General features: G+C 73.0%; 20 protein-coding genes. 9 read left to right on the top strand and 11 right to left on the bottom strand.

The window, feature by feature from the left end; genetic code table 11:
- Positions 1–24: 24 nt before the first annotated feature.
- Positions 25–1,584: an IucA/IucC family protein gene (locus ABT123_RS17345; RefSeq protein WP_351314706.1), complete on the top strand. Its 1,560-nt coding sequence runs from the start codon at positions 25–27 to the stop codon at positions 1,582–1,584.
- A gap of 59 nt (positions 1,585–1,643) precedes the next feature.
- Here ABT123_RS17345 and ABT123_RS17340 read toward each other — a convergent pair whose 3' ends face one another.
- Positions 1,644–2,570 (bottom strand): class I SAM-dependent methyltransferase, encoded by a 927-nt coding sequence (locus ABT123_RS17340; protein WP_351314703.1) that lies wholly within the window; start codon positions 2,568–2,570, stop codon positions 1,644–1,646.
- A gap of 426 nt (positions 2,571–2,996) precedes the next feature.
- On the opposite strand from ABT123_RS17340, the gene ABT123_RS17335 reads away from it, so the two are divergent.
- Positions 2,997–4,022, top strand: coding sequence for a phosphotransferase (locus ABT123_RS17335; protein ID WP_351314829.1), 1,026 nt, complete (start codon positions 2,997–2,999; stop codon positions 4,020–4,022).
- Between the two features lie 6 nt (positions 4,023–4,028).
- Here the strand turns inward: ABT123_RS17335 and ABT123_RS17330 are convergent, their stop codons facing one another.
- Positions 4,029–5,027, bottom strand: a complete 999-nt coding sequence (locus tag ABT123_RS17330) for an AEC family transporter (protein WP_351314700.1) — start codon at positions 5,025–5,027, stop codon at positions 4,029–4,031.
- 111 nt (positions 5,028–5,138) lie between these two features.
- Here ABT123_RS17330 and ABT123_RS17325 point away from each other — a divergent pair, with 111 nt between their 5' ends.
- Together ABT123_RS17325 and ABT123_RS17320 are read left to right on the top strand one after the other, a co-directional pair.
- Positions 5,139–6,056, top strand: coding sequence for a MurR/RpiR family transcriptional regulator (locus ABT123_RS17325; protein ID WP_351314697.1), 918 nt, complete (start codon positions 5,139–5,141; stop codon positions 6,054–6,056).
- Between the two features lie 296 nt (positions 6,057–6,352).
- Positions 6,353–6,724: a hypothetical protein gene (locus ABT123_RS17320; protein WP_351314694.1), complete on the top strand. Its 372-nt coding sequence runs from the start codon at positions 6,353–6,355 to the stop codon at positions 6,722–6,724.
- A 37-nt stretch (positions 6,725–6,761) separates the two neighbouring features.
- Here ABT123_RS17320 and ABT123_RS17315 read toward each other — a convergent pair whose 3' ends face one another.
- Complete coding sequence (locus tag ABT123_RS17315) at positions 6,762–8,381, bottom strand: alpha/beta hydrolase (protein ID WP_351314691.1); 1,620 nt, start codon at positions 8,379–8,381, stop codon at positions 6,762–6,764.
- A 221-nt stretch (positions 8,382–8,602) separates the two neighbouring features.
- Entirely contained in the window at positions 8,603–9,025 is a 423-nt protein-coding gene (locus ABT123_RS17310) for a DUF350 domain-containing protein (RefSeq protein ID WP_351314688.1), read from the bottom strand.
- A 95-nt stretch (positions 9,026–9,120) separates the two neighbouring features.
- On the opposite strand from ABT123_RS17310, the gene ABT123_RS17305 reads away from it, so the two are divergent.
- Entirely contained in the window at positions 9,121–10,929 is a 1,809-nt protein-coding gene (locus ABT123_RS17305; RefSeq protein ID WP_351314685.1) for a GNAT family N-acetyltransferase, read from the top strand.
- 172 nt (positions 10,930–11,101) lie between these two features.
- Here the strand turns inward: ABT123_RS17305 and ABT123_RS17300 are convergent, their stop codons facing one another.
- Positions 11,102–13,207 (bottom strand): AMP-binding protein, encoded by a 2,106-nt coding sequence (locus ABT123_RS17300; RefSeq protein WP_351314682.1) that lies wholly within the window; start codon positions 13,205–13,207, stop codon positions 11,102–11,104.
- Positions 13,208–13,341: 134 nt separating this feature from the next.
- On the opposite strand from ABT123_RS17300, the gene ABT123_RS17295 reads away from it, so the two are divergent.
- Positions 13,342–15,246, top strand: a complete 1,905-nt coding sequence (locus tag ABT123_RS17295; RefSeq protein ID WP_351314680.1) for an ABC transporter ATP-binding protein — start codon at positions 13,342–13,344, stop codon at positions 15,244–15,246.
- Positions 15,247–15,253: 7 nt separating this feature from the next.
- On the top strand, positions 15,254–15,649 hold the full coding sequence (locus ABT123_RS17290; protein ID WP_351314677.1) for a glyoxalase superfamily protein: 396 nt from the start codon (positions 15,254–15,256) through the stop codon (positions 15,647–15,649).
- Here ABT123_RS17290 and ABT123_RS17285 read toward each other — a convergent pair.
- The 3 genes from ABT123_RS17285 to ABT123_RS17275 all read right to left on the bottom strand — a co-directional run bounded on the left by ABT123_RS17285 (position 15,547) and on the right by ABT123_RS17275 (position 18,271).
- Positions 15,547–16,242: a hypothetical protein gene (locus tag ABT123_RS17285; protein ID WP_351314674.1), complete on the bottom strand. Its 696-nt coding sequence runs from the start codon at positions 16,240–16,242 to the stop codon at positions 15,547–15,549. The genes ABT123_RS17290 and ABT123_RS17285 overlap by 103 nt on opposite strands.
- A gap of 87 nt (positions 16,243–16,329) precedes the next feature.
- Positions 16,330–16,743: a universal stress protein gene (locus ABT123_RS17280; protein ID WP_351314671.1), complete on the bottom strand. Its 414-nt coding sequence runs from the start codon at positions 16,741–16,743 to the stop codon at positions 16,330–16,332.
- A 1-nt stretch (position 16,744) separates the two neighbouring features.
- Positions 16,745–18,271 carry an APC family permease gene (locus ABT123_RS17275; protein WP_351314668.1) on the bottom strand — a complete coding sequence of 509 codons (1,527 nt, stop codon included), beginning with the start codon at positions 18,269–18,271 and terminating at the stop codon, positions 16,745–16,747.
- Between the two features lie 124 nt (positions 18,272–18,395).
- On the opposite strand from ABT123_RS17275, the gene ABT123_RS17270 reads away from it, so the two are divergent.
- Both ABT123_RS17270 and ABT123_RS17265 read left to right on the top strand, forming a co-directional pair.
- Positions 18,396–19,790: a DEAD/DEAH box helicase gene (locus tag ABT123_RS17270; RefSeq protein WP_351314665.1), complete on the top strand. Its 1,395-nt coding sequence runs from the start codon at positions 18,396–18,398 to the stop codon at positions 19,788–19,790.
- Positions 19,791–19,911: 121 nt separating this feature from the next.
- Positions 19,912–20,307, top strand: a complete 396-nt coding sequence (locus tag ABT123_RS17265; protein ID WP_351314663.1) for a protease inhibitor I9 family protein — start codon at positions 19,912–19,914, stop codon at positions 20,305–20,307.
- A 10-nt stretch (positions 20,308–20,317) separates the two neighbouring features.
- Here the strand turns inward: ABT123_RS17265 and ABT123_RS17260 are convergent, their stop codons facing one another.
- The 3 genes from ABT123_RS17260 to ABT123_RS17250 form a co-directional block, all read right to left on the bottom strand.
- The gene (locus ABT123_RS17260) at positions 20,318–21,511 is read right to left on the bottom strand and encodes a S8 family peptidase (RefSeq protein ID WP_351314660.1); all 1,194 of its coding nucleotides are present in this window, start codon (positions 21,509–21,511) and stop codon (positions 20,318–20,320) included.
- A 237-nt stretch (positions 21,512–21,748) separates the two neighbouring features.
- Complete coding sequence (locus ABT123_RS17255) at positions 21,749–22,570, bottom strand: serine hydrolase (protein WP_351314657.1); 822 nt, start codon at positions 22,568–22,570, stop codon at positions 21,749–21,751.
- An 87-nt stretch (positions 22,571–22,657) separates the two neighbouring features.
- Complete coding sequence (locus ABT123_RS17250; RefSeq protein WP_351314654.1) at positions 22,658–26,209, bottom strand: S8 family serine peptidase; 3,552 nt, start codon at positions 26,207–26,209, stop codon at positions 22,658–22,660.
- Between the last annotated feature and the right edge of the window lie 52 nt (positions 26,210–26,261).

Below are 26,261 nucleotides of genomic sequence, written 5' to 3'. Positions count from 1 at the left end.
CGAAGCGGAAGCGGGTACACGAACATGGATGACCGGTACGTCTCGGCCTCGTCGGCCGAGGATGCGATCGCCGGCGAGCTGGCCGCCGTACGCCCGGATCTGATCCCGGATTACCGGGCTGCCCTGCCCGGCGCACGGGCCGCGGTGCTGACCCGGCTGTGGCGGGGGCTGGCCATCGACCCGCTGCCCTGGGTGGTGCGGCGGGAGAGCGGTGCGGCCGGCCTGACGATGCATCTGACCGGCGGGTTCCGGCTGCGGGGGCCGCACCCGGATCCGTATGCGACGGCGCCGTACGTGACGGGAGTGGAGCTGGACGGGCAGGAGTTCCGGCAGGCGGGCGCGCTGGTGCGGGCGCTGAGGCTGCCGTACGCGACCGGGTTCGCCGAGGAGCTCGACCACAGCACGGCTTCGCTGGCGCTGTCCCGGGCCGGTTCCGCGGGCGGCGGCCGGCCGGCGCCGGAGGCCGGGTGGGAGTGGGAGCAGCGGGTGGTCGACGGCCACCCCTACCACCCCAACTGCCGTTCCCGGCCCGGGTTTTCGGTGGCCGAGCAGTTGGCCTACGCGCCCGAGCATGGGGCGGTGGTGGAGCTCGGGCTGGCGGCCGTACCGGCGGACGGGAGCCTGGTGACCGGAGACTGGCCGGAGGCGCTGCGGGACGGGAACCGGCTGCTGATCCCGGTGCATCCGTGGCAGGCTGCACACGTGCTGAAGTCTCCCCCGGACGGGCCGGGGAACATCGCCGCGCACCCCCTGATGTCCCTGCGGACCCTCGCCCCGGCAGCCGGCGCCTGGCCGGGCGCGGGTTCGGGAACGGCGGCCGGGCCCGCCCCGCATATCAAGACCGCGCTGAGCAGCCGGCTGACCTCTTCGGTCCGGGACATCTCGGTGTACTCCGTCGAAACGGCCGCGGCGGTCTCGGAGTTCGCCCGGACCCTGTCCGAACGGCTGGACGGGCAGCTGCACTTCACCCGGACCCTGGGGGCGGCCACCGCGCACAGCCCGGATCTGGCGGCGGTGCTGCGCGAGGCGCCCGAGGTGTACGCGGATGCCGCCGCGGGTGAGCGGGTGGTTCCGGTGGGGGCGCTGGAGGCGGCCGGCCTGACCCGCTCCCCCGGCTGGCTGAACCGGTTCGCCCCGCTGGCCCTGTCGGTGTGCCTGCGGGTGCTGGAGCTGGGCGTGGCGCTGGAGGCGCACGGCCAGAACCTGCTGGTGGTGCTCTCCGCCGAGGGCGAGCCGCTGCGGCTGGTGTACCGCGACCTGGCCGACGTACGGATCAGCCCGGCGCGGCTGGCGCGGCACGGCCTGCCGGTGCCGCCGGTGGCCGGGCGGCTGATCACGGACGACGAGACGACGCTGCGGCGGAAGCTGTTCGGCTCACTGCTGACCGGGGCGCTGGGGGCCGCGGCGGGTTCGGCTGCGGCCTTCGCGGAGGTCCTCGCCGCCGCCACGGACGGGCTGCCGGCCACCGAGGACAGCCGGGCGGTGCTGGCCGGGCCGCTGCCCACGAAGGCGCTGACCCTGATGCGGCTGAGTCCCGGGGTGACGGGTGATCAGTGGACCACGGTGCCCCAGCCGTCGGGCTGAGCGGGCGGGCCCGCCGTGTCCCGCTGCCGGCAGGAGGCGGGACACGGTTGGGCGGGACGTCAGCGGCGGCGCTGGGCCACGATCGCGCGGGTGACGATCGGCGGCAGCAGGTCCTTGGCCAGCTTCTTGACCTTGGACTGCGGGCGGCGCACCGGGGCGGGGGCCGGCTTGGCGGCCTTCGGCGCGGGGGCCGGGGCGGGCGCCGGAGCCGGCTCGGGGGCCTTGTAGCGGGACTGCGGGAGGGCCGGGGCGATGGCGTGCTGGCCGCCGATGCGGATCAGCGGGGCGCCGGCCACCTCCTCCACGCCGTGCCACAGGTCCTTGCGGGTCTCGAGCCAGGCCAGCAGTTCCTTGCGGAACGGTTCCGCGTCGCCCCAGGTCGCGTACAGCTTCGTCCCGGTCACACAGATGGCCTGGAGGCCGTCGGCGGCGACCGCGCCCCAGACGGCTGCGGCCACGCCCGGGCAGTGCTCGGAACGGTAGTCGTCGAAGACGACGACCGCGCCCGGGGCCCCGACGACCTTGGAGGCCGCGATGTCCCCGTGCACGTGCTCGTAGAGGTGGGAGGCGTCGATGTGGATGAACCGGCAGCTCGCCTCGCGGACCTTCTCCGGGACCACGTAGGTCGGAGCCATGATCACGGTCGGCAGCTCGTCGTGGAAGGCGAGGTAGTTGGCCTCGAACGCCCGCCGGGTGAGCGTGGAGTACGACTTCTGCATCTCCTCCACGTTGGACTCGTCCGGCGCCGGCGAGTCGAAGAGGTCACAGATGGTGAACTCCTCGTCCTTCTGCAGGTAACTGCCCAGGAAGATGGCGCTCTTCCCCATGTAAGCGCCCATCTCCAGCAGGTTCCCGCCCTGCGCCGGGTCCTCGTTCTGCCTCTTCAGGAACCAGTCGAACAGCAGCTGGTCGACTGCCCAGAACCAGCCTTTGACGTCTTCGAGCTGGGTGGGCGCCGTGAGGGCGGCGGGGGAAGCTTCAGACATGGAGCGGTCGTCCTCCAGGAAAGTGGCAGATCCGCCGCACAGCATCTCTGCACGGGGATCATCAGCACCTCCGACCCTATGCGGGAACGCGCGATGTGCAATGGCTTTGCGTCAACTCTGCCACCTCTATGACGGCATATGACTGTGCTGTAACCGGATGAACACACAGCGCAATGTGATGGGGCGTCGGATGGGCTCACGGGCCCGGTGCCCGGGCCGCCGGCGGGGTCGCGAGGATCAGCGGGGCGCCGGGGCCGGTCGGGATCAACGACCGGCGGGCCCGGGCGTAATTCCCGGCCGGGCGGCCGGGGCCCGTGCCAGCATCGGGCGGGGCCCGGGCGGGGATCGGGCCGGGCCGGAATCGGGAGCGCTGGGGGTTCGGTGAGTCGGTGGCGGGTGCCGTACGGGGAGGAACTGCGGGCGGAGTTGGGGGTTCCGGGTCAGGCGCGGCGGCTCGGGAGCAGTCCGCGGTCGCGGGTGTGGCGGGTGGAGCTGGCCCGCGGGCCGGTGGTGCTGAAGCAGAGCGTCGGCGGGGCGGATGCCGGGCAGCGGTTCGCGCGCGAGGTGGCGGCGCTGCGGCTGGCGGGGCGGCGCGCGCCGGGCGTGGTGCCGGAGCTGCTGGCCGTGGACACGGCCGCGCAGGTGCTCGTACTGGAGTATCTGGAGCACCGGCGGCCCGGCCCGGACTGGATCGTCGGGTACGCGGCGGCACTGGCCCGGCTGCATGCGGCGGGCCAGTGCCCTCAGGCCGGGGCCGCCGGGGTGCTGCCGCGCTGGAAGGGGCCAGGCGAGCAGGATGTGGCGGCTTTCCTCAGGCTGGCGGACCGGCTGGGCGTACCCTGCCCGACCGGGGTGCCGGAGGAGCTGGCGGGGCTGGTGCGGCGGCTGGCCGAAGCCCCGGGGAATGCGCTGCTGCACGGGGACCCGTGCCCGGGCAACGACCTGCACACCGACGACGGGATCAGGTTCGTCGACTTCGAGCAGGCCTCGCTGGGCAGCGGGCTGGTCGAGCTCGCGTACCTGCGGATCGGCTTCCCCACCTGCTGGTGCGTGACGGCTGCCGCGGGTCCGCTTCAGGCGCGGGCCGAGGAGGCGTACCGGCGGGTGTGGCGGGCGGAGACCGGCGTCGAGGTCGACGCGGGCGGCGAGGGCGGCTCGGGGCTCGCCGACGCCTGCGCGGGCTGGCTGGTGCGCGGGGACGCACTGGTGCCGCGGGCCCGCCGGGAGGGCCCGGACCAGCTGGCGCGGATGGTGCGCCGGGACTGGACCTGGGGCACCGCGACGGCCCGCCAGCGGTTGGCACACCGGCTCGGTGTGGTCGCCGGGATGACCGCGGGCACACCCCTGCTCGGCGCGACCTCCCTCCTCTGTACGACGCTGCGCACCCGGATGCTGGAACGCTGGCCGGCACTGCCGCCGGTTCCGGCCGAACGGCAGGAGACGGACGACTAGGGGGGCCTAGCCGCGGACGAGGGACGCCCAGTGCAGCCACAGCGGAAGCAGCAGCAGGGCGGCCACCGAGCTCTTGATCACCAGGGCCGCCGAGAGGTCGACGTCGACGTCGTAGCGCTGGGCGAAGACGAACAGGTTCTGCGGGGTGGGCATGGCCGCGATCAGGACGAGGTAGGCCAGCCAGTCACCGGTCACTCCGAACAGCACCCCGCAGACGGCCCAGGTGAGCAGCGGGAAGGCCAGGCACTTGAACGCGATGATGCCGGCCTCCTCCCACGTGGTGCCGCGCAGGTTCAGGCCCAGTCCGCCGAGGTGCAGGCCGAGGGCGAACAGCGCCACCGGGGAGGCGCTGTCCCCGACGAAGGCGAGGCCGTCCAGGACCGCGCCGGGCACCGGCACGGTCAGCAGGTTCAGCAGCAGACCCGCGTTGCAGGCCAGCACGAGCGGGGTGGCAAGGGAGGCGCCCACGGCGCGCACCACGGCCCGCAGCCCCCGAACGGCGGTGCCCGGCCCGGCGCCCGGGTGCGGGGGCCGGCCCAGTTCCATCACCGTGATGACGACCATGGACAGGACGCAGACCTGGAAGAGCAGCACCGGGAACACCGGCGCCGCCGTCCCGAACACCGTGATGAACACGGGCACGGCGAAGTACGCGGTGTTGACCTGCACCGAGGCCATGATCCGCAGGGCCGCCGCCCGGGGCCCACGGCGGCCGAGCAACCGGGCCGCCAGGCCGACCGCGAGGACGGCCACCGCCGCGGCGGTCGCGTAGCCGAGGATCGCCCGCCACCGGAACAGCGCGCCCAGGTCGCTCGCGTAGATGCTGCCGAACAGGTAGCAGGGGACGGCGAACAGGAAGGCGTAGTCGGCGAAGGCCTTGGAGGTGTCGGCCGGGACCACCTTGCGGCGGGCGAGCAGCACTCCCCCGCCGAAGGCCAGTACCACCGGTATGAGCTTGTCCAACGCCGCCGCCGTCCCCACCCGTTCCGCCCCTGCCCTCGTCACGTCTCGTCTCGCCTGCCGCAGCCCGGACCCTACGCGCGCGCGGATAAAGATCGTCAACGCCGGGTGGTGAGCTATGTTGGAAGCGAGTCGCAGGGAGAAGGAGGCACGACGGTGCCATCGGGGCAGCGGGCACGCGCGCAAGCGGCCGCGATCACACCCAGCGGCCAGGCGCCGGAGTACGAGCGTGCCCCGGCGGACCGGGTCCGTGCGCTGTTCAACGGGCACCGGCTCTCCCCCGGCCAGCGCCGTATCGCCCAGTACCTGATCGACCACCTCACCGAGGCGGCCTTCCTGTCCATCACGGAGCTCGCCGAGCGGGTCGGGGTGAGCCAGCCGTCCGTGACCCGGTTCGCCACCGCGCTCGGGTTCAGCGGCTATCCCGCGCTGCGGGACATGCTCCAGCCGATCGCGCTGAGCGCGGTGGCCGGGACGCCGGAGAGCAGCAAGGAGATCCGCCGCAACGCCCTGCAGGCGGCCGTGGACGCCGAGATCGCCAATCTGGAGAACGTCCGCCGACTGCTCGCGGACACCGACCAGGTACTGGACCTCGGGCGCGAGCTGGCCCGGTCGGTGCCGCTGACGGTGCTCGGCCTGCGGATCTCGGTGTCGCTGGCGCACTACTTCGCCTATGCCGCCCGGCGCATCCATCCCGACGTACGCCTGATCACCGAGGGCGGCAGCGTGGCCTACGACACGCTGATGCAGGCCCGGGCGGCGGGCGGGACCTGGGTGCTGGCCTTCGCCATGCCGCGGCACGCAAAGGAGACCCTGGCCGCCGTACAGGCCGCGCGGAGCGCGGGGCTGCGGGTCGCGCTGATCACGGATCTCACCCTGGGGCCGCTGGTGGACGAGGCGGACGTGGCGCTGACCGCCGGAACCGGATCACGGCTGGTTTTCGACTCCTACGCGGCGCCGGGGATCCTGTCCGCGGCCGTGCTCCAGGCCATGGCGGATGCGGACCCGGAGCGGACGCAGGCCCGGCTCGAGGGCTATGAGCAGGTCGCCGAGCAGCACGGTTTCTTCCTCTGAGGGCGGTTTCGCACCGGATTTCCGCCCCTCCCGGTCGGTTCTGACCGAGGATATTCAGCACCGGCCCAGGCATGAAATTTTTCATACGCTTGCTTACTCGACGGTATATATGTTTACTCAGGCCACACGAACCACTCGGGCCGGCGTTCCTCCTCCTCACGTCGGCCGGACATGCGCCAGATCGGGCCCTCACAGCCCGGACGGCGCGGGCGGCCTCGGTCAACCCCTGGGCCGAGGCCGCCACACCCCTCTCGATCACCGTTCGACCCGTTCGACATCCTTCGGAAGCGACGAGAATGCCTCAGACCGCACAGACGGCACGCATCACGCTCAGCCCGGACTGGCCGCATCAGGTGAAGGCCCCCGGAACGCACGACTGGGAGCGCTCGGCCGCCCGCTGGCTGCGGGACCTGCTGCCGGCCCGTTACTCCGGCTACTCGACCCTCACCCGCCACCCGGTCCTGCTCGCCCGGCACGCCCACCTCCAGGTGCAGCACGAGCTCCGCGCGGTCCGCGTGGCCCTGCACACCAGCCGGCAGGAGCTGCCGGCGCTGGGTGTCGCCGAGGCCGTGATCGAGAACGCGATCCGGATGTACGCCGTAGAGGTCGAGCAGCTGAACCGGCTCGCCCGCGGCATACGCCTGGTCGGCGAGGCGCTCCAGCGCTGAGACAGCCGCCGGAACGCCCCGCGGGCCTGGAACCGCGTCAGAACCGGGTGGACCCGGCGACGGGGAAGCGCTGCTGCTCGGGCGTGACCAGCCCCTCGCGCCGGTCCGCGCCCGGCGCGGTCCGGCAGGTCACGTCGGCGGCGGGCAGCCGGCCGGTGGCCAGGTAGGTGTTGACCGGGGCGTTCGCGCAGGACGCGGGGTCCACCAGGTACACGCCGTGGCCCTCACCGCCGGCCGCCAGCACCATCCGTGAACCCTTGAGCGCGCGGTGCAGGCCCTGACCGCTGACCAGCGGGGTCTGCGAGTCCCACTCGTTCTGCACGGTCAGCACCGGGGCCGCGGTCTTCATCGGGGTGGCCGGCTCCAGCGGGCGCTGCCAGAAGGCACACGGCTTGATGTTGGAGGCGAAGTCCCCGTACAGCGGGTACTTCTTCTTGTCCTTCGCCGCCTCCCTCGCGTACTGCTCGGTGGAGCGGGGCCAGGCGCCGGTGTCCCCGCAGACCACGGCCCAGAAGACGGCCGTCCCGTTGTCGGGGGCCGGTTCGGAAGCGGGGCCGGCGGTCCCGAGCGAAGCCGCTGCGGAGGCCGCTGCGGGCGCCGGCTTGGGGGCCGGCGTCCGCAGCAGGCCGGGCGGCAGGCGCAGGGTGGTCGGCCGGCCCTCGGCCGCCGCCTTCAGGCCGGCGACGGTCTGGGCCGCGGTCTCCGGGGAGAAGAAGAGCGGCCGGGCGGTCCGGATGTCGTCGCCTGTCAGCTTCTGTCCCTCGTACTCGATGGGCTCCCGGTCGGCCCGGGCCACCAGGCCCCAGAAGGTCTGGGACACGGCCTGCGGGGTGCTCCCGAGGTGGAATTCACCGTCGCGTTCGGCCGTCCACCGGGTCCAGCGGGCGAAGGCGGGCTCGGCCTCGGTCGCCCACACCTGGATCATGCCGCGCCAGACCCGCTGCGGGTCCACTCCGCTGTCGAGCACGAACCGGTCGGTCCGGTGCGGGAACATCTGCGTGTAGACGGCGCCGAGGTAGGTCCCGTAGGAGTACCCGAGGTAGGAGATCTTCCGCTCGCCCAGCGCGGCGCGGATGGCGTCCATGTCGCGGGCGGTGTTCCGGGTGGTGATGTGCGGCAGCACCGCACCGGCCTTCGCGCGGCACTTGTCCGCGACCGTGCGCGCCCAGGCCACGTCGGACCGGTACGTCTCCTGGCGGTACGGCCGGTCGATGGTCTGCTCGGCCTCGCTCAGTCCGCAGCTGATCGGGCTGCTGGCGCCGACCCCGCGCGGGGCGAAGCCGATGAGGTCGTACTGGTCGCGGACCTCCTTGGGCATCGTCTCGTGCATCAGCAGCGGCAGGCCGAGCCCGGAGTCGCCCGGGCCGCCCGGATTGAGCAGCAGCACCCCGTGCCGCTTGGCCGGGTTCTCGCTCTTCATCCGGGACAGGGCGAGGTCGATGGTGCGCCCCTGGGGGCGCCGGTAGTCGAGCGGGACCTTGATGGTGGCGCATTCGTAGGCCGGCTGGTCGTCACTGCAGCGGTGCCAGGCGGGCGGGCGCTGCGGACGGTAGGCGTCCGCCGGGTCGGCGGAGGCCTGGGTGGCGGACAGCAGAGGGACGGTGGTGGCGGCGAGGCCGGCGGCGGCGAGCAGGGTGCCGAGGCGTTTCAGGCGCACGAAGAGCCCTTTCTTTCCCTGGAGTTGGGTCCGCGCTTTACCCTGTTGCACCCGGCGGCGGGGCGAATCATTCCGGAGGGTCAATCCGCGTACTCCTCACGAACGAGCCCAATCCGGACGGTTGGCCGACACGCCGACTGCCGGTCCCCGGGGGCCGGACACGACAACACCCCCGGGTCCGCGTGGCGGGCCCGGGGGTGTGTGCGGTGTGCGCTGTCGCGTCAGGCGATGGAGGCCGAGACGATGGCCGCGACCGCGATGTTGCAGGAGGCCGTCACCCAGACCGCGGGGTGCGGGTGCGGGTCGACCACTATGGCGCCGAGCTTGCCGGGGGTCACCAGGTCCACGATCAGGAAGGCCACGGCCATCAGGACGAGACCGAGGACACCGAAGGCGGCCGTGGCGGCCAGGCCCTTGCCGAAGTCGTCGTACGTGGTCCAGATGGAGGTGAAGACGATCCCGCCGATGCCGATCAGCGCCGAGCTCAGCATGACGGCCGCATTCCGGTTGCGGTCCTCCCAGATCTGCCGGCCGAGCTTCCCGGGCGTCAGCACGTCCACCAGGACGATGCCGAGGATCAGCAGCACCAGGCCGAGGGCACCGTAGGCAGAGGTGCGGCCAAGTCCGTTGATGATGTCGCTCATTGAGAAGCCTGTCTCCGGATGTGGGTGGGGCGGGTGAGGATGGGAAGCTGAATCTATCGCACGGATGGCGTAAAGCCGATGGCCGGGGAGGGTGCATGGTGCGGATCCGGGGGGCACGCGCGGCGGAGGCCGAGGCGCTGTCGGCGCTGGTCATGCGCTCGAAGGCGCACTGGGGGTACGACGCTGCCTTCCTGGCCGACTGCGCCGCGGAACTACGGATTCGCGCCGAGGACACCCTCGCCCGGCGGATCACCGTCGCCGAGGACGCGAACGGGTCCGTGCTGGGCGTCGCCTCGCTGGAGGGCGGCCCCGCGGAGGCCGTGCTGGGGCTGCTGTTCGTGGAACCGGCGGCGCTCGGACGGGGGGTGGGGCGGGCGCTGTACCGGCATGTGCTGCGGCGGGCGCGGGAGCTGGGCATCGCCCGGCTGGTGATCGATGCGGACCCGCATGCGGTGGGCTTCTACCAAGCCATGGGCGCGGTGTGCGAGAAGGCCCCGGGGCAGCCGTCGGGCGGCACCCCGAGCGGACTCGTCCGGTTTTCGGTGGAGTTGCCCCGGCCGGCCGACTGGGTGGCGCCCTGGACCGGCGGCGGGCCGGCCGTACACGTGGGCAATGTCGCCGAGTTCAACGCGCAGTTCCGGGATGCCTCGCTGGACGCGGTGCAGAGCGCCGCGCACCACTACGCCTCGCTGGCCGCCTTCTACAGCCCGCACCCCGCCGCACTCGTACTCCCCCGGCCGGCCCCACCCGGCTGGCTGGAGCTGCTGGCCCGGCGGCTGGACTGGCCGGCAGTGGAGGTGTACGACGCGGTGGCGGAAGCGGGCCTGGGGGCGGGTCCGGGGGCGGCGGGCGGGCCCGAGGTGTCGGCGGCCGTGCTGGCCCGGCCGGCGCTGGCCGGGCGGCTGCACGCGCTCGGGCTGCCACTCGTACCGTGGGGGCAGACCGAGGCGTTCGGCCGGCTGTCCGGACAGCCGCTGCCCGCGGGCGCACTGCGCTACGAGTCCAAGGCGGCCTCGCACGAACTGTTCCTCCGGCTGACCGGGACCGGCCGCCATCCGCAGATCGCGGTACCGGCCCAGTGGTACGCGCGGAGCCGGCGGGCGGCGGCCCGGCTGCTGAGGCAGCGGGCCCGGGCGGGTCTGACCACGGTGCTGAAGTCGGAGCACGGGGTCGGCGGCTCCGGGACCCTGGTGCTGACGGCCCGGGAGGTCCGGGCGGCGGGTGGGGCACGGGCGGCGCTCCGGCGGCTGCCGCGCGGGCCGCAGCTGGTCGAGGAGTACGTGGAGAGCGGGTCCGACGAGGCCGCCGACGCGGTACGGGACCTGACGTACGACGGGTTCGTGGACGCGGCGGGCCGGGTGTGGGAGGCCGGGGCGGCGGTGATGGACGTGGCGGGCACCGGGTACGCGGGGGCGACGGTGGGCCCCGGGGTGGTGCCGCCGGCCCTCGAGGGCCCGCTGCTCCGGTTCGGCCGGGCCGTGGGGGCGGAGCTGGCGGCGTCCGGGTACCGCGGCTGGTTCGACGTGGACTTCGTGGCGGACGGAGCCGGGCGGCTCGCGCCGACCGAGACCAACCTGCGGCTGACCGGGCCGTCGATCGCGTTCATGGTGGCGGCCCGGCTGGACGAGGTACGCGGCGGCCGGCACCTGGTGCGGATCCTGGACCGGGTGGAACTCGGCGCGCGCCTGCCGGACGCTCAGCTGACCGGGTTCCTGCAGGATCTGGACCGGGGCTGCGCGGCCCTCGGGGCGGTGTTCCTGCCGGCCATCCCGACCGCGGCCTTCGAACCGGCCCCCTTCCTGGGGGTGCTGGTGGCCGCGCACACCGCGGCGGCGGTGGACGCGGCGGCGGAACTGGTCCGCGAGGAGGCCCGGCTGCTGGGAGCCATGTTCGAACCGGAGTGACCGGGACCGGGCCATCCACCAGTCCCACGCCCCCCCCCACCAGGCCGGCGACTCGGGCGGCCCGGCCATCTGGCACGTACCCGGGACCCCCTACCCCCGCCCTACGTGTACACCAGCTCGGCGAACATCCTCGCCGACCTGCGCGCCGGGACGCCGCGGACCCCGCCGACGTCTACGGCGCCGGCTTCGAGGTGACCTCCAACCCCTGATCCTCCGGCCCCTCATCCTCCGGCTCCTGGTCCTCGGGCTCCGGCTCCGGCTCCGGCTCCGGGGGCACCACCGGCCTGCGGGTGACGTACACGGCGAGGATCGCCGCCGCGATCATCAGCGGGATGTTGAAGGTGTAGACCAGGGCGGCCTGCTGGGGCCAGTCGTTCTTGGCCGCCAGGCGGTAGAGGTTGTCCTGCGGCCACCAGGCGATCAGCAGGTACACGACGGCCAGATGGGCGGCCCGGGTGAAGCCCCTGGACCGCCCGCTGCGCAGCATCCTGGACCGTCCGGTGAAGAGGAAGACCACCCCGGTCGCGAAGGCCAGGCATTCGAAGCAGTAGAGGAGGAAGAACAGCACCGACCAGGGAGCGGGCACCCCGGACAGTTCGGTGGAGCCCGGCCAGAGGGCATCGGTGAAGAGCATGGCGACGACGGCCAGCACGATGGCGGAGCAGCAACCCGCCCCCTCGACCGAGCCCTTGCCCCCGGACGTGCGGAGCGGGGCGTGCATCGTGTCGGCGTAGTAGTCGTCGTAGTCGCTGCTGCTGCTGTACTTGCCCCGGTAGCCGCCGGTGGGCTTCGGCGGCATCGGGAGGGCACTGCGGTCCTCCTGGCCGGCCCGGTTGCGCGGCAGGCTCCGCAGCCGCACCACGGTCTTCGGCAGGTCCTCCTCACGCAGCCGGCCCTTGAGACGGGTACGCAGCTCGTCGGCGCCCGGCAGCCAGGCGTACCCGACGCGCGAGTCGGCGGTCTGGGCGACGGGAACCGCGGGCGGGGCTATGTACGCCACCAGGCGCTCCTGCAGGGGGCCGTGGCTGACGCTGCGGACCAAGGCCCCGCCGACGGCGGGGTGTTCCCGGAGGGCGGACTCCAGCCGGTACGGGTCCACCGTGCGGCGGCCGAGGGTGAACCGGTCCCGGATCCGGCCGGCGAACTCCAGCAGGCCGTCCGGGCGGAGCCGGCCGAGGTCCCCGGTGGGGACGGCGGCTCCGCCGTCGGGCGGGGTGAGGTGGATCTCCCCGTCGTGGAGCTCCAGCCGGCAGCCGGGGAACGGGGTGCCGGCCGGCGCGGTGCCCTCCGGACGGTCGACCGGGCCGGTCAGCTGCGGGAGTTCGAACCAGCTGCCGACCCCGGCCGTCTCCGCGGTGCCGTAGACGCTGACCAGCCGCGCTCCGGGGAGGAGGCCGCCCTGCAGGGCGGCCTGTTCGTCGAGGTAGAGCCGGTCGCCGGTGACGGTGACCAGGCGGAGCGGACGCACCTGCGGATCCGGCTGGGCGAGGAGTGAGGCCGCCCCGGCCGGGTCGGTGTGGACCGCGGTGACCTCGGCGGTGCCGATGAGCCGGCGGATCTCCTCCGCCTCGGTCCGTCCGTCCCCGGGGGTGTGCTCGGCGAGGACCAGGGTGGCGCCCGAGCAGAGGGCGCGGGTCCAGCCGGCGGCGAACGCGGTCACATCGGGCCGGGAGGTGATCAGGTGCCGGTCCGCGGGGGTCAGCCCGCCCACCTCGGCCCAGCCCCGGTGGGCGGCGAGCAGCCGGGCCTGGCCGACCGGGACGGCGCGCGGCACCTCTCCCCCGGTCCACAGGAGGGCGGCGACGGGCGCAGGGGGTATGCCGGGGCTTTCCGGTGCCCGGGCCCCGATCGCCTCCGCCTCGGCGTCGGGGCAGATCAGCCGCAGGCCGTCGCCGGAATCCAGGGCGGCCTGCAGGGCGGTGTCGGTCAGCAGGGCGAACGGGCCTGTCCTGAGCACCTGGATCCGGGCCGGGCCGGCTTGCGCCGGGTCGACGATTGTGTACGTCCCGCCCGCCTTGAGGACGGCGAGGACCGCGGTGAGCACGTCCGCCTGCCGGGTGTGGCCCACCGCCACGGTGCCGCCGGCCGGCAGTCCGGCGGCGAGCAGGTGGTGGGCCAGCCGGTTGGCCTGCCGGTCGAGTTGGCCGTAACTGATGTCCAGCGCGCCGGCGCTGACGGCGACGGCCTCGGGGGTGTCGCGGGCCGCCTGCTCGAACAGGTGGAGGACGGTGTCGGTGGTGCGCGGGCCGGATCGGTGCGAATCGGGTTCCTGCGTCATGGGCCGATGATGCCATCGGTCACTGACAGTGGACGAGAGTCATCGGCGGGAAAGGGATTGGCGGGGAAGGGAGTTGACTTCCGGCGCCCCAGGCGGTTGACCTCAAGTTTGGTTGAGGTCATAGCGTCGGCGTCATGGATATGGAAGTCACCGCCTGGACCTCTCTGCACAGTGCGATCACCGCGCAAGCAGACCGTCGCCCGTTCTCCCGGGCCGGCCTGCGCCGGGTCGCCTCCTTCGCCCGCCCGCACCGGCGTGGCCTGTTGTCGTTCCTCCTGCTGAGCGTGGTCACCGCGCTGTTGGCGGTGGCCACTCCGGTGCTCGCCGCCCGGGTCGTGGATGCCATCGTCGACGGCGGCAGCGAAGGCCTCGTGACCCGGCTGGCGCTGCTGATCGCGGTGATCGCGGTGGCCGAGGCCGGGCTGGGGCTGCTCACCCGCAAGCTGTCGGCCACCCTCGGCGAGGGGTTGATCCTGGATCTGCGGACGGCCGTCTTCGACCACGTGCAGCGGATGCCGGTGGCCTTCTTCACCCGGACCCGGACCGGCGCGCTGGTCAGCCGGCTCAACAATGACGTCATCGGCGCCCAGCGGGCGTTCAGCAACACCCTCTCCGGGGTGGTCGCCAACTCGGTGACGCTGCTGCTGACCCTGACCGTGATGCTGAGCATCTCCTGGCAGATCACCCTGCTGGCACTGGTGCTGCTGCCGGTGTTCGTGCTGCCGGCCCGCCGGATGGGCGCCCGGATGGCACAGATGCAGCGGGAGGCGGCTCAGCTGAACGCGGCGATGGGCACGCAGATGACCGAACGGTTCTCGGCGCCCGGTGCGACCCTGGTCAAGCTGTTCGGGCGGCCGGCGGACGAGTCCGCGGAGTTCGCCGCCCGGGCCGCGCGGGTGCGGGACATCGGGATCCGTACGGCGATGGCCCAGTCGGTGTTCATCACCGCGCTGACGCTGGTGTCGGCGCTGGCCCTGGCCCTGGTGTACGGGCTGGGCGGGTTCTACGCGCTGCGCGGCAGCCTGGACGCCGGCTCGGTGGTCGCGCTGTCCCTGCTGCTGACCCGGCTGTACGCGCCGCTGACGGCGCTGGCCGGGGCGCGGGTGGAGGTCATGAGCGCACTGGTCAGTTTCGAGCGGGTCTTCGAGATCCTCGACCTGAAGCCGCTGATCGCGGAGCGGCCGGATGCCCGCCGGGTTCCGGAGGGGCCGGTGTCGGTGGAGTTCGACGCGGTGTCCTTCGGCTACCCCTCCCCCGACAAGGTGTCGCTGGCCTCGCTGGAGGAGGTGGCGACCCTGGACGCCCGCGGCGGCACCCGGGTGCTGCACGAGGTGTCCTTCCGCGCCGAACCGGGGCAGATGATCGCCCTGGTCGGCTCCTCGGGCGCGGGCAAGTCGACCATCGCGCAGCTGCTGCCCCGGCTGTACGACGCGGACTCCGGGGCGGTGCGGCTGAACGGGATCGACGTACGGGAGCTGACCGCCGACTCGATCCGGGACACCCTCGGCATGGTCACCCAGGACGGGCACCTCTTCCACGAGTCGGTCCGCGCGAACCTGCTGCTGGCCCGGCCGGACGCGGCGGAGGAGGACATCTGGGAGGCGCTGCGCCGGGCCCGGCTGGAGGGGCTGGTGGCCTCGCTCCCGGACGGCCTGGACACGGTGGTGGGTGAGCGCGGCTACCGGCTGTCCGGCGGGGAGCGGCAGCGGCTGACCATCGCCCGGCTGCTGCTGGCCCAACAGCGGGTGGTCATCCTGGACGAGGCGACCGCCCACCTCGACTCCACGTCCGAGGCGGCGGTGCAGGAGGCGCTGGCCGAGGCCCTGGACGGGCGGACCGCGGTGGTCATCGCCCACCGGCTGTCGACCGTACAGGCGGCCGACCAGATCCTGGTGGTGGAGGACGGCCGGATCGTGGAGCGGGGCACCCACCCTGAGCTGCTGGCGGCGGGCGGCCGGTACGAGGAGCTGTACCGGACGCAGTTCGCCGCGGCGGGAACGGGCGGAGCGACGAGCGGGGCGCTGCCGTCGGGCGCATGATGCCGGTATGGACATCAAGCTGGAGCTGGTCATCGTCCCGGTCACCGATGTCGACCGGGCGAAGGCCTTCTACGAGCAGGTGGGCTTCCACACCGACCACGACATCACGGTGAGCGAGGACACCCGGTTCGTCCAGCTCACCCCGCCGGGGTCGGCGTGCTCCATCGCCCTCGGCCAGGGCCTCACCGCGATGGCGCCCGGTTCGCTGGACAATATGCAGGTGGTGGTGGCGGACATCGAGGCGGCCCATGCGGACCTGACGGCCCGTGGCATCGAGGTCGGCGCGATCGAGGACCTCCCTTACGGCTCCTTCGTCCACTTCGCCGACCCGGACGGCAACCGCTGGGCGGTCCAGCAGACCGTCCCCCGCCGTACGGCCACGCCGACGGCGGACGCCCAGTAGACGACCAGGGCCCCGGTGAGGGCGGTATTGCCCCAGCCGACGGCGCTGTAGAACTCGGCCGCGTCCGTCCCGAAGAAGAGGGAGGGGACGAAGGCCAGGTTGACGGCCGCGACGGCATAGGCGGTGTGGGCGGTCCAGCGCGGCAGCACCCCGCCGTGCCGGATCGCATGGCCGGCGGCGAACAGCGTGATGGCGGTCAGCAGCCGGGCGACGGAACCGTGCAGCAGCATGTTCGCGTGGGCGAGCGGCCCGTCGACGGTCGGGTCGAGCCGCCCGTCGGGGTGCTCGAGGACCACCCCGGCCTCCAGGGCGGCGGCGACCAGGGTGACCACCACATACCCGGTGCCCGCGGCGAGGACCAGTCCGGCGTGCCAGTCGTACCCGGTGCCGGCGGCCCGGATAAGTCGGCTGAGGCCGGCCAGGAAGACCAGCAGGGCGCCGCAGGTGAGCAGGTTGACCAGGATCCGGGTCAGGACGTTTCCGGCCGGGGGCGGCCCTGAGTACACGAAGTACAGCGGAACGGTGATGACGGCGAGGGCGCCGGCCGCGATGCCGGAGGCGCCGGTGAGGCGCCGTATGACGGACTGGTCCACCACGGACCCCCTTCTGCGTATGTGATACGCACAACGTAACACGTACGCAGAAAGGGCAGACGGCTGTCACGAAGAAGAGGGCCGGCACTAATCGGTGGGCACGCAGAGCACCGGCAGGCGGGACAGGTGGAGCAGTTTGTGCGGGGTGGAGCCGAGGAGGGCGCCGCGGAAGGGGCTTTCGCCCCAGCTGCCGACCACGATGACCCGGCCGTTGTGCCGGTCCGCCGCCTCCAGCAGCGCCTGCGCCGGTTTCTCGTCCACGATCTCGACCGCCGAGGGGACGCCGGCGGCGTCCGCGGCCTCGACCGCGTGCGCCAGGGCCGTGCGGCCGGCCTGGCGGACCGCCTCCTGGTGGGAGCGGTACTCCGCGCCGCCCAGTCCGGGCGCCGCCGCCCCGTACACCAGGACCAGCGGTTCGCCGAAGGCCGCCGCCACCTCGATGGCGACCCGCAGGGCTCGTTCCGCGCCGGGCGATTCGTCGTAGCCGAGGACCACGGACATCTCAGGACTCCCCATGCGGGTCGCCGGGCGAGCCGCTCGGGCGGCCGTGGACCAGGTCGGGGTCGGCGACGCTCCGGCGTTCCTGCCAGAAGACGCCGGAACGCAGCCGCCAGAAGACCATGACGACGACGCCGATCAGCACGATGCAGATGCCGATGACCAGCGGCGGGCCAAGGCCGAACCAGGAGACGCCGCTGTACGAGTTCGCCGGGTCCGACATGTCCTTGACGGACTCCACCAGCAGCCAGGTCAGCAGGCCCGCCCCGAGGATCGGGCCCGCCCCAATGAACAGGAAGTTGTGCAGGCTCTCGGTGAGGTGGCGGCGGTAGTAGACCGCGCAGGCCAGCCCGGTGAGCGCGTAGTAGAAGGCGATCAGCAGGGACAGCGCGGTGAGGGAGTCGAACAGCGCGTTCTCGCTGATCCGGTTGACGATCAGGTACCAGGCGATGGCGATGCCGGCCACCCACCAGGTGCTGACGTCGGGGGTGAGGAACCTGGGGTGGATATGGGCCAGGTGGCTCGGGAAGGCCTTCCGGCGGGCCATCGACAGGGCGGTCCGGGAGGCGGGGATGATCGTGGTCTGGGTGGAGGCGAGCGCGGAGGTGGAGACGGCGAGCAGCACCATCCAGTCCCAGCCGCCCATCACCTCGTGGGCGAGCAGCGCGAAGACCGCCTCCTCCTCCCCCGCGTTCTCGGTGAGGAAGGCGGTGCCCGCGTAGGCGACCACCGCGAATCCCACCGAGAGGTAGGTGACGAGCAGGATGACGGTCGACCAGAGGCCGGCCCGGCCGGGGGCGGTGGCGGAGTCCCTGACCTCCTCGGTCAGGTTCACGGCCGATTCCCAGCCCCAGTAGATGAACACGCCGAGCAGCAGCCCGCCGGTGAGGGCGGCGCCGCCGGCGCCGAACGGGTTCAGCCAGGCCAGGGCGGGTTTGACGGGTTCCAGGGTGCTGGTGCCGGTGTAGAGGCGGTAGAGGGCGATCACGGCGAACAGCAGCAGGAAGAAGACCTGGGCGAGGATCAGCACGTTCTGCAGGTGCGCCGACATTTCGGTGCCGAGGACGCAGATGGTGGTCATCACCAGGATCACCACGACGGTGAGGATCTGCCGGATCGTCTCGTTGTTGGCCCAGCCGTCCAGGCCCACGGTGAGCAGTCCGAAGCGTACGGCGACGTCGGCGAGGGAGCCGATGACCAGGACACCGGTCATGAAGATCGCCCAGCCGCCGAGCCAGCCCGCCCAGGGGCCCATGGCCCGGGTCACCCAGGAGAAGGTGGTGCCGCAGTCCTGGTCCACCTTGTTGAGGTAGTAGAAGGCCGTGGCGATCATCAGCATCGGCACGAAGGAGGCCAGCATCACGCCCGGCGCGTAGATCCCGACGAGCGCGACGATCGGGCCGATGGCGGCGGCGAGCGAGTACGCGGGCGAGGTCGAGTTCAAACCGATCACGAGCGCGTCCAGGAACCCGATCGCGTCGTGCTTCAGCTCGGGGTTCGCGGGAGCCCGGTCTGCCAGGTCACCGGCCATATCTGCATGGTCGCTCAGCCCGGGCCCGGTCGCACGGCGGCCCCGGCGACGGCGTGTCGTCTAAAGTTGACACCGCACGGGACCTCCTCGATGCGTCTGATGCCGGGGAAGGCATTCCATTTCCGTGACCCACACACCTCGTACTCGTCCCGTCACCGGCGAATTCGCGCTGCCGGAGACGGTGACCCCCGCGCTGCCGCCGGTCGCCTCCTTCACCGGGCTGGACCTGCCGGCGGGCGTGCAGCGGGCGCTGGCCGAGCTGGGGGTGACGGAGCCGTTCCCCGTCCAGGCGGCCACCCTGCCGAATGCGCTCGCGGGCCGTGACGTGCTGGCCCGGGCCCGGACCGGCTCCGGCAAGACCCTGGCCTTCGGTCTGGCGCTGCTGGTGCGTACGGCCGCGGCCGGCGCCACCCCGGGCGGCCGGGCGGAGGCCAAGCGTCCGCTCGCTCTGGTCCTGGTCCCGACCCGGGAACTGGCCCAGCAGGTCACCGAGGCCCTGGCCCCGTACGCGCAGGCACTGAAGCTGCGGATCGCCACGGCGGTCGGCGGGCTGGCGATCAACCGGCAGGCGGCGGCGCTGAAGGAGGGGGCGGAGGTCCTGGTCGCCACGCCGGGCCGGCTGAAGGACCTGGTGGAGCGGCGGGACTGCCGGCTGGACCGGGTGGGCATCACGGTGCTCGACGAGGCCGACCAGATGTGCGATCTGGGGTTCCTGCCGCAGGTCACCGAAATCCTGGACCTGGTACGGCCGGACGGGCAGCGGATGCTGTTCTCCGCCACCCTGGACCGCAATGTCGACCTGCTGGTCCACCGGTACCTGAACGATCCCACCGTCCACTCGGTGGATCCGTCCGCGGGCGCGGTGAACACGATGGAGCACCATGTGCTCCAGGTGCACGCGGCCGACAAGTACGCGACGGCGACGGAGATCGCGGCCCGGGACGGCCGCGTCCTGCTCTTCCTGGACACCAAGGTCGCGGTGGACCGCTTCACCCGGCACCTGCGGGACAGCGGGGTGCGGGCCGCCGCGCTGCACGGCGGGAAGTCCCAGCCGCAGCGCACGCACACCCTGGCGCAGTTCAAGAAGGGCGAGATCACGGCGCTGGTGGCGACCAACGTGGCCGCCCGCGGCATCCACGTGGACGAGCTGGACCTGGTGGTGAACCTGGACCCGCCGGCGGATGCCAAGGACTATCTGCACCGGGGCGGCCGGACGGCCCGCGCCGGGGAGTCGGGCAAGGTGGTCACCCTGGTCACCGCGAACCAGCGGCGCGACCTGGCGCGGCTGCTCGCCGAGGCGGGCATCCGGCCGGAGGTCACCCAGGTCCGCTCGGGTGAGGCGGAGCTGACCCGGATCACCGGCGCGAAGGCGGCCCCGGTGGGGGGCAAGGGCAAGGAGGCACCCGAACGGGCCTTCCGCGGCCTGGGCACCCGCCCGGCCAAGGAATCCCGCAAGGCGGCGGAGGCCCGCAAGACGGCCGAGGCCCGCCGCGCGGCCCGCGTCCGCCGCGGAGCCTAGCGGGGCCTGGCGGGGCCTCGCGGGGCTCAAGTGGGGTGGCCGAGGAGCCGAAGGACCGGGTGGGCGCGCGGCCCGGGCCGCGCGCCGGCCGTGTGTCCGCCCCATCGGAACGGAATCTCCCATGCGCGTGTCCCCGAACCCCGTCCTGAGTCCCGTCCTGAATCCCGTACTGAGCCCCGTCCTGGCCGCTGTCGCCGTTCTGCTGCTCGTCCCTGTGCCGGCGGCGTCCGCCGCCTTCGCCGCACCGGCTCCCGACACCGCCTCGTACCGGCTCGCCGAGAGCGTGTCCGTCGGCCGGTTCATGGTCACGCTCGCCCCGGACGCCGATCCGTACGCCGTGATGCAGGAGACCGGTGTGGCCGCCGCCCACTTCGTCTACCGCAGTGCCGTACGCGGCTTCGTCGCCGACCTGGACGAGCGGCAGCTGGCCGCGGTCGGCGCACACCCCGCCGTCACGGCGGTCGAGCCGGACGGCACCGCGGTCGGTCTGCCCGTCGAGGACGGGCCGGCGGTCTGACGGGCGCGTGTCACCTGCCGCCGGTGTAGAGCAGCTTGTTGGGGCTGCTCTTGCTGATGCTGGTCAGAACGTCCTTGGTGGATTCCTCCTCCAGCCACTCGGCGATCTCCGGCGGCAGCGCCGTCGGGTGCTCCTGCTTGTAGAGGGCGACGACTCCGGCCACGTGCGGCGCGGCCATGGAGGTACCGTTCAGCGCTACCGAGCCGCCGCCGAGCTTGGCCGAGTCGATGCCCTGTCCGGGTGCGTAGAGGGAGACGCAGCCGCCCCAGTTGGAGAAGGAGGTCTCCTCGTCCCAGCTGTTGGACGCGGCCACCGTCACCACGCGGGACGCGGAGGCGGGTGAGACGCTGCAGGCGTCCTGCGCCGAGTTGCCCGCTGCGATGACCGGCAGCACGCCCTTGTCGGAGAGGGCGTCCGCTGCGGTGTTGAGCGCGGTCGACTTCGGTCCGCCGAGGGAGCCGTTGAGCACGGCCGGCTGCTTGGCGTTCTTGGCCACCCAGTCCAGGCCGGCGATGATCCCCGAGTACTCGCCCCTGCCCTCGCAGTTCAGGACCCGGACGCTGACCAGGTTCACCTTCCGGGCCACGCCGTACGTCTTGCCGCCGACCGTGCCCGCGACGTGCGTGCCGTGCCCCTGGCAGTCCTGCCCGGCCCGGCCGTCGCCGATGGCATCGAAGCCGAAGGTGGCCCGCTTGTCGAACTCCTCGTGGTTGTAGTCGATTCCGGTGTCGAGGATGTACGCCGTCACCCCGGAGCCGTTGCCGGCCGTGGTGAAGCTGTTGTCCAGGGGCAGGGGATGCTGGTCGATGCGGTCCAGACCCCAGGTGGAAGACGGCCCGCGGAACGTGGGCCCGGCGCCGGCGCCGGCGCCGGATGCCTTCGGGGCGGAGACCACGGAGTCCTCCTCGACGGACTTCACCCCGGGGCTGACCCGGAGGATGCTCAGCTGGAGCGGGGTCAGCGGTACCGCGAAGCCGTTCATGGCGTTGCTGTAGACGAAGTTCGGCTTCAGGTTCAGCCGCTTGGCGAGCCGGGCCGCGTCCACGCCCTGGTCGAGGGTCACGATGTACTTGCCGGGCACCGCGTTCGCCGAGGCGTACAAGGGCGCAGGGGTCGGCTCCGGTGCAGCTGCGGAGGCGGGGCCGGCCATGGCCGGGGCGGTGAGGAGCAGGGCGGCGGTGGCCGCACGGGCGAGCAGGGCCATGGGGATGGCACTCCGATCGGGGGGAGGGGGTGACGCCCCGTACCCAACCACCCGGAAACGATCTCTCCCGGCATTCCCGAACTGGTGTCGCGGACCGTAGGCAGGGCGCGAACCGGCCGGTGCGCTCGGCCACTCGGGGGTGTGAACGGGGTTCGGCCGCGGGGCTTCAGGCCGTACCGGGCGGGCGGGCAAACGTTTGTTCCCCGCCGCGCGGCCCGCCCGGTGCGGGCCGGCTCATCACTCGAACGGGCCGAAGGCAAACGCCCGGAAGGCGTCCCGCAGCCCGGTGTGGGGTGGGGCGTGCGGGGCCGGCGGGGTGAGGAGGGCCGCCCAGCGGTGGTGCCGGGGGGAGATCCACAGGGCCGTCGGTCCGGGTGTGGCGTGGTGGACCCAGATGTCCTGGCGGCGGTCGGTTCCCGGCGCGGGACGCCACAGGAGTCCGCGGGACGGGGCGAGTTCGCCGGTGCGGATGCGCAGGGAGTCGGCGATCCAGTCCGGGCTGAGCGGGCCGGAGCCGGGGGCCAGGAGGTGCCGGAGGAAGGCGGCGGTGTCCTCCAGGGCGGTGTGCAGGGTGGGGGTGAAGGCCGTACGGCTCATGGCCAGCGGTCGCCAGATGCGCTCGGCGGCGAGGTCGGCCAGCGACCGGCCGGTGACGTGCTCGGCGAGGCGGGCGAGGAGGTCGTGGTCGCCGGTCCGGGTGAGGAGCTGGTGGGCGGTGGCCCGGCCGAGGGTGGGCCCGTAGGCGGCGAGGGGGGTGTGCAGGCGCAGGGCCCCCTCGTCAACAAGCGTGCCAAGCACCGGCCAAACGGCCAGCACAGCAGCCAGCCCAGCCACCTCAACCCGCCCCCCTGCCCGGAGGCCGGAGCCCGGGCCGGAGCCCGAGTGCGGGGCAGGGCCCCGGTCCGGGCCCTGGGCCGGGCCGGCGCCTGGGGCGGCGGGTGGCCATGGGGCGGTGGAGGCGTGGGTGCCGTGGAGGCGGGTTCCTGCGGAGTCGCCGATCGCCCAGGCGCCGCCGGGCGGGACGGGGATCTGCGCGTCACTGGTCATCGCACTGGTCATCGTGCCTCCACGCTAAGCACCCCGCCCGCCCACCCACCGGCAGGCGGCCCGTGAAGGGGCCGCCTGCCACTCGAATGCGGGTGGTGGTCAGGTGCGGTCGGGGCGTTCGGTGACCCGCAGCGTGTTCAGCAGCGGCTTCCCGAAGCCCGAATGGGTGACGAAGCGGATGTTGAGGGTGCCGTCGGTGACGGTGACCGTGTAGGTGCGGTTGAGGGCCGTGTAGGTGCCCGCCTCCAGGGAGATGTCCAGCGACGGCAGCACCTGGCTGCCCTCGGCCAGGACGTCGAAGACCCGCTTGTTCGGCTTGGTGGAGGAGAGTTCGGCGAAGCCGAGTTCCACCGTGTAGGTGCCGTTGGGCACGTTGTCGAAGCGGTACTCGTACATGCCTTCACGGGCGTTGCGGAACAGCCGCTGGTCCGCGGTGCCGGCGATGGTGCGGCCGGTGGACTTGGCGGAGGAGTTCCCCTGGTAGCCGTACGAGCCGGGGGTGTACTTGCGGTCCGGGGCCCAGCTGTCGCCGAGCGCGTCGGGGCCGGGGTAGTCGGCGCCCGCATCCAGGGCGACCTGGTAGCGCGGGACGACGACCTTGACCGGGACGGTGAGGACCGGGCTGCGGCCACTGGTCGAGGTGATCTTCAGGCCGGTGGTCAGGACCGTGCCGGGTGCCACTCCGGTGGTGTCCACCGCCAGGGTGAGGGACGCCTTGGCGTTGGTCGGGATGTCACCGGACACCGGGGTCGCCGTCAGCCAGGCCGCGTCCTCGGACACCTGGTACGCCGTGCCGAGGCCCGGGTTGGTGAGGTCGAGGGTGCGGGTGCGCTGCTGGTCCGGGGTGACGACCAGCTCCACGGAGGGCGCGGAGGCGGTCACCTTGCCGGTGCGCAGCGAGCGGGTGAGCGCGGTGACGTCCGCCGCCTTGATCTCGACCGGGATCTGCGCGGTCTCGTACGAGGGGGCGGTCAGGGTCGCGGTGAGGGCCCCGGACGGGGACTGGATGACATAGCCGCCGTCGGCCGCCGTGGTGGCGCTGACCGCGGTGTCGCCGGTGCCGACCGTGACGGTCGCGCCGGCCACTCCGCCGCCGTCGTTGGCGTCGAGGACCCGGCCCGAGACCACGCCGCTGCGGGTGGTGCGGAAGGCGATCGACAGGCCGTCGGTGACGACGGGGGTGTTGAAGGAGTACTTGAAGGCGTCGGTGCCGGCCGGGTTCTCGACGCCGAGGGTGGCCGAGGAGCCGCCCTTGATGCCGGTGCCGCCGGTGCCCTTGTAGTGGTAGGAGACGGTGCCGTCCTCGCCGATCACGGCCGAGAAGGAGAACTTGTCGCCCTGCGCGGACCAGTGGGCGACCTCGCGCCACTCGACCACGTAACTGCGGTGCGGGGCGGTGCCGGTGACGCTGGTGAAGACGCCGGAGCCGGTGTCGGCGGCGCCGACCACCAGGTCGTCCCAGAACGGGTAGAGGGCCGCGTTGGGCGTGGTCGTGCTCGGCAGGTCGCCGTTGATGTCGCCGCCGTGCGCGCCGCCGAAGCTGACGGTGCCGTTGGTGCTGATCCAGGCCTGGCCGTACGTCTTGCCGTACAGCGGGAGCGGGAACGGAAGGTCCACGCGTTCGGTGGTGTTGTCGCCGGTCAGCGCGATCCGTCGGTCTCCCGCCTGGTACGGGCGGTCGCCGGCGGCGGCGCAGGCGTAGCCGTAGCCGTCGGTGCGGTCCGGGAGGGTGACGGCGGCGGTGGTGTCGCCCGCGACGGTGACGTGGGTGCTGCCGCCGGTGAGGCACCGGGACGGGTGGGTGGCCTGGATGTCGTACGTGCCGTGCGGGACGGTCACCTCGAAGCGGCCCTGCGCGTCGGCGGTGGCCGTCACGGGGGTGCCGGACACGGTCACGGCCGCGCCCGCGGCCGGGCCGGCGGACGAGGACACGGTGCCGGTGAGCCGGCCCGAGGCGGCCTGGGTGAGGGTGAAGTCCGAGGTGACGGTGGCGCCTTCGGTGACGGTGGCCGTCGCGGTCTGCTGCCCGTAGCCGAACTTGGCGGCGGTCAGGGCGTAGTCGCCCACTGACAGAGCCGGGAACTTGTAGGAGCCATCGGCGGCGGTGGTCGTCGTACGGTCGATCGGGCCGTCGGCGGTGACCTGCGCGCCGGCTACCGGCGCGCCGCCGGAGGAGACGGTTCCGGCCAGGGCGCCGAGCGCTCCGCGGGGGGCGGAGGTGACGGCCGCGAGGGCGTCGAGGCGGCCTTCGCCGAAGACGTTGTTGTCGGCTGCGTTGCCGCCGCAGGTGGTGTTGTCGGTGTCCACCGCGGTGCCGTCGAGCAGCGCCTCGGTCGCGGCGACGTCGCCGTCCAGGGCGGGCGAGGCGGACCACATCAGGGCGACGGTGGCCGCGGTGTGCGGGGAGGCCATCGAGGTGCCGGAGAAGGAGTCGTAGCCGCCGGGCACCGAGGAGCGGACATTGACGCCGGGTGCGGCGATGTTCGGCTTGATGCCGCCGCCGGTGGCCGCGCCGCGCGAGGAGAACGAGGCGATGGCGTTGTTGATGTCGAAGGCGCCGGAGCTGTAGGAGCTCGCGTAGTCGCCGGGCGAGCCGCTGGTGGCGCAGCCGGGGCCGGCGTTGCCGTTGGAGAAGGCCGGGAAGATGCCGGCGGCCCGCCAGGTGTCGACGATCTCGCGGTACCAGGCGTCGCCGCCCGGGCCGCCCCAGGAGTTGTTGACGATGTGCGGGGCGAGGTCGGGCCGGGGGTTCTGGCCGGCCGCGTCGGTCGGGGCGACGATCCACTGGCCGGAGGCGAGCAGGGAGGCCTCGGAGCAGGAGTTGGTCTCGCAGCCCTTGGCGGCGATCCACTTGGCGCCGGGCGCGACGCCGGTCTTGTTGGCGCCTCCGTCGTCGCCGACCATCGTGCCCATGGTGTGGGTGCCGTGGTCGTTGTTGTCGCAGGGCGCGCCGCCGGCGCAGACGCCGGCCGGGTCGAACCAGTTGTAGGCGTGGTTGTACGTGCCGTCGGCGGCCCGGCCGCGGTACTGGTTGGCCAGCGCCGGGTGCTGGTAGTCCACGCCGCTGTCGATGTTGGCGACCACGATGCCTTCGCCGCGGACGCCGAACTGCTCCCACACCCGGGGGGCGTTGATGCGGTCGATGTTCCATTCGACGGCGTCGGCGGCCGGTTCCCGCTTGCCCTCGACGGGCTTGGGGATGCTGACCTTGTCGTCGGCGTCGATCCGGGCGACCTCGGGGCGCTGGGCGAGGGTGCCGGCGAGCTTCTCGCCGCCGACCACGCGGATCGCGTTGACGATCCAGTACGAGGTGTACTCGGCCTTGGCGCCGTCCAGGGCCTTGCGCAGGTCGGCCTGGGAGCGTTCGGCGTGGGACTTCTTGGCCTGGTAGACGGCCCCGGCCTTGCCGGCCCGGGTGTTCTGCCGGGTGGCCGCGGTCAGGTCGGCGGCACTGTCGAGGTAGACCCAGAAGACCGCTTTGTCGGTCTTGTCGAGCTCATTGCGGAGCTGGGGTTCGATCTTCCGCTCGATGGCGCTCGCCGCGGGGTCCGGCGGCGGGGCCGCTGCCGCCGCGCCGATTCCGGCGGGGAGCAGCAGGAGCGAGGTGAGGGCGGCTAGCGCCGCGCGTAACGGTATGTTCCGTTGGGCCACGTGGGGTCTCCTCGTGCGTGTCAGTACGTCGCGTGCAGGTGATGCGGGTGGT

Origin of the sequence: Streptomyces sp. NPDC002054 (assembly GCF_040296685.1) — a bacterium.
Lineage (GTDB): Bacteria > Actinomycetota > Actinomycetes > Streptomycetales > Streptomycetaceae > Streptomyces.
This window is presented reverse-complemented; position numbering and strand designations above follow the sequence as displayed.